This window comes from Indolivaga capnocytophagoides DSM 22835 (genome assembly GCF_000426485.1).
Taxonomy (GTDB): Bacteria; Bacteroidota; Bacteroidia; order Bacteroidales; family Dysgonomonadaceae; genus Dysgonomonas_A; species Dysgonomonas_A capnocytophagoides.
The window spans coordinates 201,992-218,390 of the sequence record NZ_AUFL01000008.1; the positions used below are offsets into that span (position 1 = coordinate 201,992).

General features: G+C 40.0%; 12 protein-coding genes. 3 read left to right on the forward strand and 9 right to left on the reverse strand.

Features of this window, described 5'->3' with window-relative positions:
- Window positions 1-18: 18 nt before the first annotated feature.
- From K322_RS0103975 to K322_RS0103985, 3 genes are all read left to right on the forward strand, one after another.
- The gene (locus K322_RS0103975; RefSeq protein ID WP_026625723.1) at window positions 19-660 is read left to right on the forward strand and encodes a class II aldolase/adducin family protein; all 642 of its coding nucleotides are present in this window, start codon (window positions 19-21) and stop codon (window positions 658-660) included.
- A gap of 24 nt (window positions 661-684) precedes the next feature.
- On the forward strand, window positions 685-2,106 hold the full coding sequence (locus K322_RS0103980; protein ID WP_026625724.1) for a rhamnulokinase: 1,422 nt from the start codon (window positions 685-687) through the stop codon (window positions 2,104-2,106).
- 136 nt (window positions 2,107-2,242) lie between these two features.
- Complete coding sequence (locus K322_RS0103985) at window positions 2,243-3,469, forward strand: sugar MFS transporter (protein WP_026625725.1); 1,227 nt, start codon at window positions 2,243-2,245, stop codon at window positions 3,467-3,469.
- A 49-nt stretch (window positions 3,470-3,518) separates the two neighbouring features.
- Here the strand turns inward: K322_RS0103985 and K322_RS18490 are convergent, their stop codons facing one another.
- The 9 genes from K322_RS18490 to K322_RS0104030 form a co-directional block, all read right to left on the reverse strand.
- A complete protein-coding gene (locus K322_RS18490; RefSeq protein ID WP_157279382.1) occupies window positions 3,519-4,907 on the reverse strand; it encodes a hypothetical protein in 1,389 nt (462 codons plus the stop codon).
- Window positions 4,908-4,931: 24 nt separating this feature from the next.
- On the reverse strand, window positions 4,932-6,137 hold the full coding sequence (locus tag K322_RS0103995) for a glycoside hydrolase family 88 protein (RefSeq protein ID WP_026625726.1): 1,206 nt from the start codon (window positions 6,135-6,137) through the stop codon (window positions 4,932-4,934).
- A 358-nt stretch (window positions 6,138-6,495) separates the two neighbouring features.
- Window positions 6,496-7,734 carry a DUF2264 domain-containing protein gene (locus tag K322_RS0104000; RefSeq protein WP_026625727.1) on the reverse strand — a complete coding sequence of 413 codons (1,239 nt, stop codon included), beginning with the start codon at window positions 7,732-7,734 and terminating at the stop codon, window positions 6,496-6,498.
- A gap of 123 nt (window positions 7,735-7,857) precedes the next feature.
- Window positions 7,858-8,772: an alpha/beta hydrolase gene (locus K322_RS0104005; RefSeq protein ID WP_026625728.1), complete on the reverse strand. Its 915-nt coding sequence runs from the start codon at window positions 8,770-8,772 to the stop codon at window positions 7,858-7,860.
- Between the two features lie 7 nt (window positions 8,773-8,779).
- Complete coding sequence (locus K322_RS18495; RefSeq protein ID WP_051290623.1) at window positions 8,780-9,853, reverse strand: alginate lyase family protein; 1,074 nt, start codon at window positions 9,851-9,853, stop codon at window positions 8,780-8,782.
- A gap of 1 nt (window position 9,854) precedes the next feature.
- Entirely contained in the window at window positions 9,855-11,696 is a 1,842-nt protein-coding gene (locus K322_RS0104015) for a glycoside hydrolase family 97 protein (RefSeq protein ID WP_026625729.1), read from the reverse strand.
- A gap of 128 nt (window positions 11,697-11,824) precedes the next feature.
- Window positions 11,825-13,210: an alpha-L-fucosidase gene (locus K322_RS0104020; protein ID WP_026625730.1), complete on the reverse strand. Its 1,386-nt coding sequence runs from the start codon at window positions 13,208-13,210 to the stop codon at window positions 11,825-11,827.
- A 102-nt stretch (window positions 13,211-13,312) separates the two neighbouring features.
- Complete coding sequence (locus tag K322_RS18500) at window positions 13,313-14,587, reverse strand: SGNH/GDSL hydrolase family protein (protein WP_051290624.1); 1,275 nt, start codon at window positions 14,585-14,587, stop codon at window positions 13,313-13,315.
- A gap of 21 nt (window positions 14,588-14,608) precedes the next feature.
- Window positions 14,609-16,390 carry a glycoside hydrolase family 3 protein gene (locus K322_RS0104030; protein ID WP_026625731.1) on the reverse strand — a complete coding sequence of 594 codons (1,782 nt, stop codon included), beginning with the start codon at window positions 16,388-16,390 and terminating at the stop codon, window positions 14,609-14,611.
- Window positions 16,391-16,399 lie beyond the last annotated feature (9 nt).

Genomic DNA, 16,399 nt, shown 5'->3' on the forward strand with positions numbered 1-16,399 from the left:
TGAAACCATAAATATACTATGGCAACAAAAGCACAGATAGATAAATTTATAGAACAAGCCCATCGGGTTGGAAAGGAGAGATTGCAGCTTTGCAGCAGCGGAAACTTATCGTGGCGTATTGAAGATAATGTAGCTATGGTATCGGGAACAGGATCGTGGCTGCCCCGTATTTCCGAAGATAATATCTCAGTATGCGATATATCTGCAGGGATACGTATTGACGGGCCGAAGCCTTCTATGGAGAGCGTTTTTCATCTGGGAGTTTTACGTGAACGCAAGGACATGAATGTTGTTTTGCATTTTCAATCAAAATACGCAACAGCAATCTCCTGCATGAAGAATAAGCCAAAAAGCTTTAATATAATAGCCGAAGTTCCGTGTTATTGCGGCAGCGAAATTCCTGTTATTCCTTATTTTCGACCTGGTTCGAAAGAATTGGCAGAGGCTGTGACCAATGCTCTGAAAGAGCATGATTGTGTACTGATGAGCAAACACGGACAAGCAGTTTGCGGCAAAGACTTTGATGATGCTTTTCAAAAAGCCGTGTTTTTTGAACTGGCTTGCAGCATAATTGTACATGCAGGCGAAGGGAATTATCTGACCCTTTCTGATGATGAGATTCGAGATCTCGAGATTTATATACTTGGAAAGAAATCGTAAACCTTAAATCTAATACTATAAAGCATGTCATATCTGGCTATAGACTTGGGAGCAGGAAGCGGTCGGGCTATTGCCGGTACGTTCAGCAACGGAAAAATAGAACTGACCGAGGTTTTTCGTTTTCCGAATGTTCCTGTAAAATTGAATGATACTTTATATTGGAACTTTCTGACTTTGATGACGAATGTAAAAGAGAGTATTCGTCAGGCAATAATACAAGGATACCAACTGAAAGGTATTGCTGTGGATACATGGGGGGTAGACTTTGGGCTGCTGGATGAATCGGGTATGTTATTATCAAATCCTGTTTGTTATAGGGATATACGTACAAGAGGTATGTGCGAAGAAATGGAAGAACTTATATCGAAGGAAGATATGTATTCCATGACAGGTATTCAGGCAATGGAAATAAATACAATATTCCAACTGCTGAGTATGATCAAAAGCAAGAGCCCATTATTATCAATAGCTCGAAAAATATTGTTTATGCCGGATCTTATCAATCATTATCTGACAGGTATATCACATACAGAGTATACTATAGCATCTACTTCGCAGCTGTTGAATGTAACTTCGGGAGGATGGGAACAATCGATATTCAATCATCTCGAGATATCACCTTTGCTCATGCAGGATATCATACAGCCATCTTCTTTTTGGGGTAATCTAAGTCCCAGTTTATCTACTGAAACAGGAGCTGAAAACCTGAAAGTATTCTCTGTGGCTTCACACGATACGGCCAGTGCTATTGCAGCGATACCCGAAGAAGGTGAAGACTGGGCGTTTCTAAGTTCCGGAACCTGGTCTTTGTTAGGCGTTGTAACAGATAAGCCTATACTTACCGATCAGGCGAGACTTGCGGATTTTACGAATGAAGGAGGTGCAAACGGAAAGATATTATTCCTGCGGAATATTACCGGACTGTGGTTATTACAGCGCTTATTGGATGAATGGCGGACTAATGAAGGAATTATCTATTCTTATGATTATTTGCTCGAAGAGTGTAAGAATAGTCCTGTATTCAGAAGTACGATCGATTGCGATTATCCGAGCTTTGTTAATCCTTTGTCGATGATCAAAGCTATACAGGATTATTGCAGGAATACCAATCAGCCCGAACCCGAAACCAAAGGACAGTTTGTAAGATGTATATTTGAGTCGTTGGCTATTAAGTATCGGGATGTAATGGATTGCCTGCAGCAGATAACAGGAAAGAAATATAATCGGTTGTTTGTTGTGGGAGGTGGCAGTCAGAATCAGTTCCTAAACCAATGTATTGCCGATATTTTAGGTATAGAGGTTATAACAGGGCTGACCGAGAGTACTGCTATTGGTAACATCGTACAGCAGGCCATCGCTAATAATGAGTTATCAGGGTGGGAGGAAGCCCGACAGGTAATATATAATACTTTTTCTCTGACTAGTTACCTTCCCCGGAAGGAGTAGTCAAGATTTTGATACTAAAATTTTTAAGTAAATGAAAATATTTAATGGTATATCTTCAAGTTATAACAATCTGAGGTTGTCATACTTGCCAAAGCAATAAATAGGTCTGTGACCTCAATAATGAAAAATATAACCTATGGAAAATAATACTGGAAACACATCTATCTTCAGAGGGAAAAAAGGCGAGAACTACTTATTACCTTTTATTCTGGTTACAAGTCTGTTTTTTCTCTGGGGATTTGCTCATGCCCTACTTGATGTACTGAATGCGCATTTTCAGGAAGTACTTCAAATATCGAAAGCTCGTTCGGCTTTGGTTCAGTTTGCTCTTTATGGAGGCTATTTCGTAATGGGTATTCCTGCCGGATTGATCATCAAGAAATACGGATATAAAAAGGGTATTGTATTTGGCTTGCTGGTATTTGCTGTCGGAGCATTTCTGTTTTATCCGGCAACACAGATCAAGACTTTTCTTCCTTTTCTGATCGCTCTTTTTGTGATTGCATGCGGACTCACTTGTCTGGAAACGGCGGCAAATCCTTATACAACGATATTAGGTCCACCCGAATCCGGAGCCCGGCGTATCAATCTTGCTCAGTCGTTTAATGGTCTTGGGTGGATACTCGGTCCTTTGGTTGGCGGTTTATTGATTTTTTCAGACGAAGGAGATCCATTCGCCGCTCTGGCTACACCTTATATGGGCATTGGCATTGTTGTTTTGCTCATAACTGTCTTGTTTGTTCGTACACCACTGCCTCAGATTACAGATGATGATATTGTTCACTCTTCGGATGGCAAAGGCAGCTATCGGGACTTGCTTAAGCATCCCTTGTTTATATTTGCTGTGATAGCCCAGTTCTTCTATGTTGCGGGACAAACCGGAATCGGTAGTTTCTTTATCAACTATGTGATAGAAGTACGACCGGATATTTCACACCTGCAAGCTTCTCAGATACTGGCTTTTGGGGGCATGGGCATGTTTATGATCGGGCGCATATCGGGTAGCTATATCATGAAATTCTTTAAACCGAAGAAGCTGCTGGCTATCTATGCCTTCATCAATATATTGCTGATGGTAGTTGTGATCATGGGACTGGGGATGACCTCTGTAGTCTGCTTGTTTGGTTCATACTTTTTTATGTCTATTATGTATCCGACTATCTTTGCTGTAGGCATAAGCGGACTAAACGAGAATACCGAGAAAGGATCATCTCTTATAGTGATGGCTGTTGCCGGAGGTGCTATCGTTCCCATGTTAATGGGATACATTGCTGATACATGGACTATGGCTATCGGCTTTCTTATTCCATTAGTGTGCTTTATCATAATTATGGTATTTGGAATGAGTAAGCTGAAAAATTGATGTAATCTAAGAAAATGGTCGAGTCTATTTAACTCGACCATTTTCTTACTCATCTGTACTTTTGGATAAAAGCGGCAAGAGGTATTCCCATTACCGGATAATTAGGGTACGGATGTGGATTGCCCCATTGAACATCAATCTTATGAATGTCTGGATATTCCGAATAAGGAAGAGTATATTTTTCGTCAGTAATGAATTTGTATCCGTCCTGATTATCAATGCCAATGGCAGCATCAACTACATACATACGATCGGCTTCTCTTCTGTCAAATATATCAATAATATTCTTGCGTAACTGCCACATACAGGCATTCTGTTTTAGGGTGAAGTCGCCGGCCATATTGTCCAGTATTCCGCAGGTCGATTGGGGAATCATTATCACAAACCGGCCTTTGGGTACAGCTTTCAAATACGATTTAGCCATCAACTCAATTTGATTGTTCCATGTGTCGAAATTGATCGTTGCAGGATTCGAAAAATCCCGAAAATCGTTTAAACCCAGAAACTCGACTAGGATAGACGGGGATTTCAGCTTCCACATCGACAAATATTTTCCGTAATCGAAGCTCCAATGATAGCTTTCATATTCAGTCTTTATCCACTCTTTACCATCGAATTCGACGAATTGTTCTAATGTGTTATCAAACATAATATCATTCTTCTCTGGATGCAGTTTATAGCCTGAATGCTGATCGAACAAGGCTGCTTGTTTATAAAACCGTTTAGTGAAAAAGATATCTGTCGATTTCCATGGTTTATCGGGAAAGCGATTGACATTATGCACCAATTGCCAATATGCCGTAGATCCCCAATATCTGAAATTACCTTCGGGTTGCCAAAAGCCATTGTATGCTTGCGATTTCTCTTTGCTTATTTTGAAATAGCCCTGCAATGTCCATCCGGGGCGGCCCTCGTCGAATTGTCCGAGGCAGCCGTCTACTTCCTGTAAGCCCACTAATCTGATTTTTGGAACATAACCTTTAGTAATCAACGCATCCTTAAAGAAAGCACCGTACGTAAAGCTATCTCCTATAATAGAGATTGTTACCGTATCTTTTCCGACTCCGGGTCTGCCTGTTTCAATAACAGAAGTTATGTTTTTTATCGTTTCGAATTTGTCCGTATTAACCAGTTGCAGCAGCATGGTATCTCCATCTACAGGAGAATCGATACTTGCCACACGTTGAAGTTTTCGGGTATAATGAGTACTGCCGCCAAATCGTACGACATCGTTGTAAGGACGCCAGCGTTTGATCAAAGGTTCTACAAACAGATTATTACGGATATCGCTCAGCATGTACAGTTTATGTGGCAAACAAATATCGTTGATAAATGTACCGGATGAGATTTTATCATCCGGTTCGAAATTGGATTTGTTTTGCGAAGAAGCTGTACATGCTGACAATAGCATTAAGAACAATATTAATTTCGTTTGCATGTTCGTCTATTTTTTACAATTCACTCAAAACAGAGATACACCTTGTATCAGTTTACGATAGCGGATCAAAGCTTCCAGATAATAATAATCTGCATATGAGAGCGGAACATCTACTTCTATATCATCGGGCATAGAACCAACACTGTGCATGAGCAGGAAGTTTCTGTTAGAAGCATCTTTTGCCAGATATGCAGGAGAAGACAGCGATACCAGCTGTTTTTTAGCTATATCCAAATATCTTTTTGCTTCATCCTGAGGTACATACAGGCTCAGCTCCATCAAGGCCGAACTGATAATCGCTCCTGCCGAAGCGTCTCTCTCGGCATTGGGTATTTTTGTATCGTCAAAATCCCAATAAGGAATTTTGTCTTCGGGTAGACGTGGATGATTCAGTATAAAGGATGCTATTTTTTGTGCCTGACTCAGATATGCAGGATCTTTAGTCTCGCGATAGCAGAGCGTATAGCCATATAATGCCCAAGCCTGACCTCGTGACCATGCCGATTCATCGGCAAATCCCTGACGTGTTTTACGGGCAGTAACTTGCCCTGTCTTCGGATCATAGAATACTACATGATAGCAGCTGGCATCGTTACGAAAATGGTTCTTCAGAGTTGTATTCGCATGGGTAATCGCCACATCCCGATACTTGTTGTTGCCTGTTAGCTTGGATGCCTCGAATAACAGTTCCAAATTCATCATATTATCTATGATCACAGGATAGATATTCTCACCTCTGTCCCATGATTTTATACAGCCTGTTACCGGATTGAACCTGACACAAAGGGCTTCGGCGGCTTTCTCTATTTTGGTTCTGTAATCGGTGTTGCCAGTCAACCGATATCCGTTACCATAACTGCAATAAATGATAAATCCGATATCATGAGTATTAGTCGCATATTGCATTCCTTCGAGACGGTCGGAGAACATTTGTGCATATTTTTTCACCTGCTCATTTTTCGAGTATTCGTACAAATACCACAATGTACCGGGGAAAAATCCGCATGTCCATGAAGTTGTATCGCATAATACCAGATCTCCTTTTTTGTCGACAGTAACCGGAAACTTGCCGGACTTGTCCTGTACGCTTTGAGCCATCTTTATTTCCTGTTCTACGGCAAAATGAAGCCTTTTATTGATAGCTGGAAGCAGAGATTTGTCTACTGTTTTGTTTTGGGCACATAACACTATGCCGCTTATCCATAAGAATATTACAATTTGTATTTTCATTTTTTATTTCAGTATTTTAAAGTTAAAAAAGAGACCGTGTCAGTTATCAATGAACAATAACCAATTCCAAAAAGGTTACAAAGGTTACAAAATCTATGTGCGTTTTTCTGATGTCACTTTTTCCTCTTGTAACTGCCCGAAGGACGTAATTTCTTTTCATTGTTTATTGCTTGTTGATCATAGTTAAAAGGTTACAAAAGTTACATCCTTTATGTCCGCTTTCAGGTGTTACTTTTTCTTTTTAACTGATCACGGCTAACTGATGACTGTTAACTGTTTTCCCCTTCTTTCTCTATAGATAAAATTTTACAACAGAAGGGTCTGAGACCCTAGATAAAATTGTATAGAGGAAGAACTGTTATCTTAATTCCAGAGCATGGTCGTTTTGGACATCTTGTCCCGACCATATTTTTACAGAAGTCCAAGGTTGATCTTCGCAAGTCCAGAACGAATCATCAGGCGATAATCCCAATGGCAGAAAAATGTTGGTGCATATGTACAGGCTTCCTGTATTATTATACTCATCAGCTAAGCCCGGTTGATCGCCATATATTCCCAAATTGAGCCACCCTTCGGATGAAAAGGTGTTCGGAGCATCCAATGTTTTTCTGATTACTGCAGTAAGTCCCGCTCTTACCTGACCTTCGGTTATCGATGCCGGTAATCTTTTTATCAAAGCCATGTTTGCCAGATGCTGAAATGCTGCACCCCGATATACGATAGACCGTCCCGTTGGAGGGTAAGAACCGTCTGTATTTATCCATCTTTCCTGTAATTCGGCATATCGCTTAGTAATCGTATCCAATTTCGATTTATATTGCCTATACCTCCCTGTTTTTTCTATCATTACATCCATAATTGTACTCATATAAGGTTGTATGACATAGCTGTTGTAATAATTGATGTTAAACGGAATGCCATCCGAGAACATCCCGTCTCCGACATACCAGTGCTCCATAAACTCGCGTATACCATAATCAATACGTACGGCATCATACGGAATATCATACTTACAGAAGAATGCTTCGATCATTGAGGTAAATAGTATCCAGTTGTTATATACAGGAACAGTAGCCCGGGTTTCTTTGAGGGCAGCAACTACCTGTTTTTTCACTTTAGCACTGAGGTTATTCCAAAGCCAAGGCGACCTGATCAGGGCCAGAGCCACATACGATGCATCGACCAGCGGTTGAGGTATGTGGGCAGTCCATGCTACATAATCTTTAGCAGAGGGATTTGTCGCATTATCTATTGCTTGCAGGCTCCATTGACGGTATTGGTTTCGTAATGAAATTTCTTCAGCAGAACCTCCTTCCGAATTTAACCACGGAGCGATGCCGCTGAGAGTCCTTCCGAAAATTTCGAGATAAGCTACTTTTTTTCGGTTTACCGGATCATCGCTGATAATCGGTACAGATACAGGCATCTTTTCATGCAACTGATTATTTGCCAGATTTGCCATTACGGGGTTACTTATTTTATCAAGATATTTAATCCATTCCATTCGCCGTATGCTTGTATCCCCTTTTTGTGCGTGAAGTCCCGGAGGCATATAAAGTCCCGTAATTAGAATACATCCTAATACAATTTGTTTCATAGTTCAGTTTATTAAGTAATAGAAAGTATTTACTTATACATATAAGTAAACTAGTAAACGAACTGATGCACATTTTAGACTTGTTTACTAGTCTACTCATTAGTTACAAAAAGGTCTGAGACCTTAATTAATTATTCCCGTTTCGATCAGCCATTTTTCAGCCAATACAGGCCAAAATCCGGTAATTCCGGGATTTTTCCTTACCCGAATACTATGTCCTCCCTGAGGAAATATATGCAGAGAACACCCTTTGATTCCGTGTTTCAATAAACCGGAGAAATACAATATACTATTTATTGGAGATACAGTTTCATCATTTTCTGCATGTATCACAAACGAGGATGGGGTATGGTCATTGATATGTAGCTGGCACGAAAGTTTGTCTATCATTTCGGGAGATGCATTTTTACCCAAAAGTGTGTTCCGACTCGGAATATGTGTACCTTCTGACATGGATATAACCGGAGATATCAAAATGGCAAAAGAAGGAGCAAAACTGTTCGTGTCGATAGAGTCTGAAGGATCGTACCAACTGTCGGTGATGGTTGAAAGGCATGCAGCGATATGTCCTCCGGCCGAAGCTCCCATCACTCCGACTTTAGTTTTGTCATATCCCCATTCTGCAGCATTGGCTCTGATTAATCTCATAGCTCTTTGGGCATCCTGTAAGGGGGCTTTGTAAGATTCTATAACATCAGGTGAGTGTGGCAATCTGTATTTCAGAACGAAAGCTGTGATACCAATGGTATTAAACCATTTTGCAAGTTGAAAGCCGGTAGCATATGACAGAACCGAATATCCACCCGAAGGCAGTATGAGTACAGCTACACCTTTATTTTCGGCCTTTGAAGGCTTGAATACATAAACTCCGGGAACAGATACCTGTTCTATCAGTTCTGCGTTCATCTTTTCTGTTACTTCTATACCCTTGCTGTTCGGCACCTTAGATGTATTCCATATCCGGATAAAATCTTGTCCTTGGATAGTATCAGTGATGCAAAAGCATAAGAAAAGTATAAAAATTGTATAGTGTTTCATAATTTCGTTATTTGGACAAGGTGAAATTTTTCTTTACCGGCATTAATGCTGTAAAAGTCCATGCGTGATGGTGATAAGGGTGTATCACTGGATTTCTTGACAGAGCAAACTCTATATACTTGTTATCGTTGTAGATACCTCCCATTGCCAGAAATAGATTTTCAGGCCAATGTTCTCGAACCCCATTTCCAGGGTTCTTAAACCACGGCCATTCAGAGGGATGTTCCGTATAATAGAGCAGATAATCGAGTGCATTTTTGACTAATTTGCCCTTCTTTTCCGTTGTAAATAGATCTTCTCCTGTGAGGTTATAGATAACCCAATAGGAAGCCGTAATAGGAGCCAAGGAAAAATAAGTATACCATATTCCGTTCCGTTCCCGTTTAACTTCCTCTGTCATACTGCCATCCGGAGCTATTTTATGGGTGATATCCGATTTTATCAGCTGTATGTTGGTTTGTACCTCTTTTTTATCATTCAGAAAAGATGCGGAAAGTAGAGATCCGAAACGTCCCCAATCTGCCCAGTTGTTCACTTTGGTTCGGATGGCATTCGCCGCTTTACGGTAAACAGAGATTATCCATAAACTGAATTGTTCTTTTTCTTTAGCCTTCCATATATTTGAGTCGTACATCAATTCCGCAGCCATCAGTAGTGCCGAACCATTGTAAGCCATAACCAATTCGCCATCATATTCAGAATATTTTTTATTGATTGAAGACCATGAGTTTAAGAAGTAACAGGCTTTTTCTCCGTACTTTCGATTACCCGATAGCCGGTAGGATAAGGCACATGCATACGCAGCGAAGGCATCACCGGAAAGAGTCGCCGAACTAGCTCTGTGTGCCTGTGCATTGAAATAAAAGCCCGGTACGGAAAAATCCTCAACTGCATGATGCGAAACATTTAGAAGAGAATCAGCCGTGTATATCAGTTGTTGATAAGTTCCGTAATATGGCTCGTTTTTCTCTTTTATCTGTGATTTCACATAACGTATTTGGGCATCAGGATGCATGGAGCTTTGGTGAGCCATACATACGGATGAACAGATAATTAGTATGGATAAAAATAATTTAGTCATTTTATTTGATGTTTTTTAGTTTCATTACATATCCTCCGCCGGGTTGTAGCTGTATAGATACAGAGTCTCCTTTTTGAATAGTTTTTTCTTGACGAGCAAAGGTATCGGGGACATTATCTTTATCCGAAAGAATAATTGCTGAAGCTTTGTCTGTAATAAAATCCAATGGAAATGATATATCTGCCGGTTCTTTGCCGTTCATCACTCCAACCCACCACTCACTGCCTTTTCGTTTGGCAAAGGCGACGACTTTTCCTATTTTCGAACAGGTTAGTACAATTGTTTCGTCCCATACCACAGGAATATCTCTCAGTAAATCTTCTGCAGGGTTGTCGAGATAATTGATATAGTTATCGGCAAAGTGGGTCAATGGCGAATAATAAACTACAGCCTGTGCCAACTCATGTGCCCAAGTATATCCTCTGAGCTCTTTCTTTTCGAATATAACAGGTGTGAAATCAGCAGGTCCCGCTAGAAAACGAGTAAACGGAACTATTACATCCTGATCCTGGGGCATCAATCGGTCATAACGTGTTATCTGATACTCATTGCCCCGTACACCTTCCCTAGTCATTTCGTGAGGCCATGTTCTTTGTAATCCGGTCGGTTTTGCACAACCATGAAATACACACATCAGTTGGAGTTTATATGTTTCTTCACGGGCTATTTCGTACCATTGCATAATCTCGGGAGTAGCAGGTGGAATGAAGTCTATTTTAATGCCTTTTGCACCAACTTCCTTTACTTTCGTCAGATAAGAGCGAATGCCCTCTCTATCACGCATTTCTTCGGAATTTACCCAGACTATACTCTTTACACCAACTGAATTACCGTAATCAATTACTTCTTTCAGGCATTGCCACTGATCTTTACCGGCTTGTTTCCAATCTCTCCATCCATCATCCACCAGATAATATTCCCAGGTAAGCCTTGCCGCTGCATCGTACCATTTTTTCTGATCGGCAAATTGAGGTGCACCTCCACTCCACCATTGCCACAATACACGTCCGGGTTTGACCCAATCGAAGTTGGTACCGTCGAGAGGAGCTTTACACAGATTGATTATCAGGTCGCTATTGACTAACTGAGTTAGATTATCTGCCAGAATAACACATCTCCATGGGGAGATAATTGTATCTCCCGAGTTTTTCCATCCTTGAGGGTTAGTGGTAAAATTTGCTTTTATACCTTTACCTTGTTTTATCCAGCTCATATCGGGAAAGTTCAGGCATTCGGCTTCACTGAATGCCTGATAGCCATTGTCTGTTTTGACAGTTATCGGAGCAACAATCGCTTGTCCTTCGGGTAATTCACTGAATTTAGATACCTTGTGCAATTCTTCATTGCTGTCTGCGTAATCAGCCCAAAAACATAACGTGGAATCCTGTATATTAAAAGTCGTATTATCATTGTTGATCATTTTGTCTTTTGCACCAGGTATAATGTATCTGATTGCAACACCATCGTCATAAACTCTTACAAGAATCTGATAGCTTATTTTGCTATTGTTTAACGGTATAGTAATTTCTTTACAATGATTTAGGGCTTTATTGTGGTTGCCATAGACAGGATAGCTTTCATTGATTGTTTTCTCTAGTACCTTTCCGTTGATTGCTGCACCTTTACCAATGTCTGTATTATCGACTGTCAGACCTAATAAGCAATCGGATAACGAAATATCTCCGTTTTTAGAAATATTCATTCTCAATTGATTATCTGTAAGATCTATCGTAACTGATACCTTATCGTTCGGGCTTTTGACTGAAATCTTATCTTCACCGCAGGATGCCATTGTAGATAAGAATGTTATGATAAAGATAAAGAAAATATAGTTTGTCTTCATATAGTAAATAATAGAAAATATTTAATAATACATTTTCAACTTATAATAAGTTCAGTTTGTTATGTTAGCCAAAGCTATAAAAAGGTATGAGATCTAGGTTAATTGTAAACTCAAGAGGTTTTGAAACCTTATTTTGCTCCTCCTGTAACTTTAAATACCCATGCATAACTGCTTAAGTTATCCGCAGGAGAAACCTCCGGCAGATGAATTGTTATACTGTTTTTAGAGACAGTATAGTTAATTTTTCGATTGAATCCTAACATGTTCACAGCATCAGTTTTAGATACACCTTCTATTTTTATTGGTTGATTTTGCCAGCGGGTGATGATGACATATAAATCATCGCCTTTGGCAGTAAAGAATATGGTTTGTTCTTTCTTTTTTTCTTTAGCTGTATATTTCCAAGCATGGGTTCCGTAGATTGCATCGCCGTTTACCGAAAGCCAGTCCCCTATATCTTTTAATCGTTGCTGCATAATAACCGGAATTCGTCCATCGGCAGTAGGACCTACATTTAGCAGCAAGTTGCCTCCCATCGAAACTTTATCGATAAGAATCCGTATCAGGGATTCGGATGTTTCATAGTTTTCGAGATTCTCATTCCGATTGTAACCGAAAGATCCTCCTATGCCCCGGCATTCTTCCCACGGATGTCCTGGTTTTACTCTATCGGCTGCCAGATCCCCCACCAAATCATACTCTGTAGTGTAGATCCCTCCGTGTTTTCCACGTGTTTCTTTGCCCCATCTGTCATTTACGACTACCGTATTTTTTACAGGTGATTCGTTATATAACCATGCCAGAAAGTCGGTACTTTTCCATTGATCGCTGGTTAATTCCCATTCTCCGTCAGTCCATACTATATCAGGCTGATAACGGTTAACCAAATCTTTCATCTGGGGAATCATATGATCGGATACATATTTTGGCAGGTCTTTTTTATATAACGGGTTATACCATTCGTACAGCGAATAATAAAAACCCATGTGCATTCCTGATTGTTTTATCGCCTCTGATAAGTCTCCGGCTAAGTCGCGATGAGGTCCCACTTCTTCCGAATTCCAATTCCATGCTTGTTCCGAAGGCCATAAGGCAAAGCCATCGTGATGTTTTGAGGTCAGCACAATATACTTTGCTCCTGATTGTTTAAATATTTCAGCCCACTTTGCAGGATCGAACATTTCAGCTTTAAACCCGCTTACAAAATCAGTATAGCCTATTTTTTCTCCGTACATTTTATTGTGGAAGTCTGTAAATGCAGGAAAAGGTTTATCACTTGGGTTTTGTCTGGCCCAATACCATTCAGAATATTTTTCATATACAGGTCCATTTGTAGGAGCCCATGCCGGAACGGAGTACAATCCCCAATGGATAAATATTCCGAATTTAGCTTCCGAGAACCATTCTGGAATAGGCCGGCTGTCAATCGATTCCCAGGTCGATTTGTATTCCTGAGCATACGAATAGTGTAAGCCCAATGATAAAATAAAAGAGATAAATAATGTTTTTTTCATAAGTGACAGAAAGTATTTAATGACGTAAATAGTAAACTCGTTTATTGATTAATAAAAAGGGTCTAAGACCTTAAGTTGAGATTTAGGCGACTAAAATTGATATTATTTATAAGAGCCGTCAATTAAAATTTTGCCGGCATACCAATTGTATTCTTTGTATTGTTGAGGGCCTTTCATTGTACGATTTAATCTAGAGAGTATGGATACTTTATCAAATTGGTCGGATAATACACGGATGGATACCTTGTGTTCTGTATCTTTCAGTTGATCTATCACGAAATAGTGCTTTCTCCAATAGGTACAGTATGGGTCGAAGCGCATAATTGTATCTGTTACATTACCGTCCACTGTAACTTCTATACTTCCCGATCCCGGACCTATAATATCGAATATACCGAACGACCTTCCTTTAAATCTGAAATTCAATTTACTATCAGGTTCTGCCTGCCCGATTGTTTGTACGTATTTGGTAAATTCAGAAAAGAGAGAATTGTCTTTAATTGACAGCATCTTCCATTCTTTTGATAGGTTTACTTCAGAAATGTCTATCATCTGTGTATTGACAAAGCAATTTGGATCTATTGGCTGAGGTAGTATCTGTCTTGCATTTTTTTGAGTAGAATTCTGCATAATCCTCTTAAATGAACGGGTAAGCACATCTAGATAAATTTTCTGACCTGTATTAGGGAAAGGATGTACTCCATCGGGACTAAAGACCATAATACCGTTATCTTCTTCTGATTTGCCTGTAAATATGAGCTGTTTATTTTCAACCCGGCGGCATATTTCGTATCCATAATTGATAGAGGGAATAGAGTATTTTGTGGCAACCTTTTCCATAATCTGTATAGATTGCGGAAGTTTTCCTACCGTTTCTTCTAGCATATATCCATCCATAATTGTATAAATGAAGCAGATATCTGCTGAGGGATTGTCTAACCATATCTGCCGGACAATTCCTTCCATAGAGCGGGTTATTCGTTCTGGAGCAACACCATTATCATTTACCCCGAATTCGACAAACACAAGATCGGGCTTGAATTTCAGCACATGATCTTGCAGCCTGAATGCTCCAAAGTCAGATCCTGTGCCTCCTATTGCAGCATTTATTTCAATAAACTTAACTTTCGGGAATGATTGTCTGAACCATTCGAGTGAGTACCTCCTCCATCCGTTTTGTTCCGTAATGCTCCCTCCTAAGTATGCAACCCTGATAGAATCTTTTTTATTTACTTTTTCCGTAAAATTGGATAATCCGTTCCTGATCTGTAATTCTTTCGATGTAAAATCATTGTTCTGAGTAGTCTGTCCTTTTACTAAAAAGGACAGACCGGATAATACAAAACAGATAATAAAACAACTTATTGTATTTTTCATTTCGACAAATATTACTTAAAATCAATATAATTTGAACTTACCTTGCATATCCAGATTGACGGGAGAAGTTCCTTGCATTTTAATCTCTCCCATCAGAGCTTTGATTAGCGCATTATGCATAACGGCAGTATTAGAATAGGCGTTGATACATGTATTTACCCGCTCGAAATACTCATTGATAGAGTAGGGGCTGCCTAATGAAATAACAATAAGTTTTTCTTTTGGCATTGCATTTATTCCCCAGACAGTTTGAGCTTCATCGTCCCAAAATTCGAGAGGTCCGAATGGTGCATGCATATGCCGGTCTACTAAAAACAGTATGCGGTCGTATTGGGTGGTTGCAGTTTCTGTCCATCCTTGGGTTTCGTATAGAATATTATGCTGAAAGTCTACTTCAAAACCTTTTTGTCGGAGCAGGTCGCTGAACGACTTTATTCTGGTCAGAGAAGCGTCTCCTCCTTTTCTGCTGATGGGAGTTACGCCAACCACCAGAATCTTTTTATCTTTATCCTTCTTAAGGGGCAGTGCGTTGTTTCGGTCATGTATAAGTGTTATTGCTTTTTCGCAGATCTGTTCCGAAACAGAAAGTGCATTTGTCTTTTCTTCGGGAGTCATGGGTACTATCAACTGATGATTTCTATCCATCAATCCAAGGCTTTTTTTGAAATTCCATGCTCTGCTGACAGCATCATTGAGCCTTTCAACAGGTATCTCTTTTCTTAGTATTCGTGCTTCCAGAGTATCCATAAACTCATACGATGGCCACAACAGGATATCCACTCCAGCCAGAAAACTTTGTATTTCTCCTTCCAGCTGATTATCATACCAACCCCGAAAACCACCCATCACCATTGCATCCGACACTACTACACCTTTGAAACCCATTTCGCCTTTCAGCAGGTTTGTCAACAACTCTTTTGATAAGGTTGCAGGTAAGTATTGCCCGTTTTTCTTTTCTTTTTGATAACCGGGCAGAGTGATGTGTCCCGGCATGATTGATTTGACACCGTTGTCGATCAGGGCTTTGAATACTTTTCCATGTTGTCTTTTCCAGACATCATATGGTAAAAAATTACATGTAGTCAATAAATGCTGATCCCGAAAATCTACGCCATCACCTGGAAAGTGTTTTATTGTAGCAGCTACGCTGTTATCTTGCAGCCCTTTTATTTGCTGGGTCAGCAGTCTTATTGCTTTATCCGGATCATCAGAAATACTGCGTGTATTGGTGACGGGGTTGAACGGGTTTATATTCAGGTCGGCAACGGGATGCAATACCCACTGTACTCCTACCGAACGGCTTTCTTGTGCTACGGTTTTTCCGTATTGATATGCCAGTTTCGTAGAATTGGCTGCACCTAATGCCATTTCGTTTGGAAATGAAGTCATTCCGGGTAAAGTAACGCCGCTTTCGTAATCTTCCTGAAAGATTAAAGGTAATTTGCTGGCTTGCTGATATTCCGCACATGTCTTTCGAATATGATCCAGATATTGGTCACGTTGTACACTATCCCATAATTTCCATCCCATAAAGAAACCTGTAACCGGATATTTTTCGAAAAAACCGGATAATGAACCGTCTCCGAGTTGCAGTTCTTTTTTTCTGTCGGGAAGCATCAACATGAGCTGTCCGATCTTTTCACGTAAAGAGAGTGATTTCCATGTTGTGTCGGATAATGACAGTACACTCTTTGTTCCGACTTCGTTGGGAGAAGGAGAGTCTTCTTTTACGGATTGCCTGTTACAGGCGCATACGAATGTTGAGGCAAGTATAATGCAGATAATATATGATATGTGTTTCATGTTAATTTG

Coding starts and splice junctions, on each gene's coding strand:
- K322_RS0103975 (WP_026625723.1), top strand. CDS start 19: ATGGCAACAAAAGCACAGATAGATAAATTTATAGAACAAGCCCATCGG.
- K322_RS0103980 (WP_026625724.1), top strand. CDS start 685: ATGTCATATCTGGCTATAGACTTGGGAGCAGGAAGCGGTCGGGCTATT.
- K322_RS0103985 (WP_026625725.1), top strand. CDS start 2,243: ATGGAAAATAATACTGGAAACACATCTATCTTCAGAGGGAAAAAAGGC.
- K322_RS18490 (WP_157279382.1), bottom strand. CDS start 4,907: ATGCAAACGAAATTAATATTGTTCTTAATGCTATTGTCAGCATGTACA.
- K322_RS0103995 (WP_026625726.1), bottom strand. CDS start 6,137: ATGAAAATACAAATTGTAATATTCTTATGGATAAGCGGCATAGTGTTA.
- K322_RS0104000 (WP_026625727.1), bottom strand. CDS start 7,734: ATGAAACAAATTGTATTAGGATGTATTCTAATTACGGGACTTTATATG.
- K322_RS0104005 (WP_026625728.1), bottom strand. CDS start 8,772: ATGAAACACTATACAATTTTTATACTTTTCTTATGCTTTTGCATCACT.
- K322_RS18495 (WP_051290623.1), bottom strand. CDS start 9,853: ATGACTAAATTATTTTTATCCATACTAATTATCTGTTCATCCGTATGT.
- K322_RS0104015 (WP_026625729.1), bottom strand. CDS start 11,696: ATGAAGACAAACTATATTTTCTTTATCTTTATCATAACATTCTTATCT.
- K322_RS0104020 (WP_026625730.1), bottom strand. CDS start 13,210: ATGAAAAAAACATTATTTATCTCTTTTATTTTATCATTGGGCTTACAC.
- K322_RS18500 (WP_051290624.1), bottom strand. CDS start 14,587: ATGAAAAATACAATAAGTTGTTTTATTATCTGTTTTGTATTATCCGGT.
- K322_RS0104030 (WP_026625731.1), bottom strand. CDS start 16,390: ATGAAACACATATCATATATTATCTGCATTATACTTGCCTCAACATTC.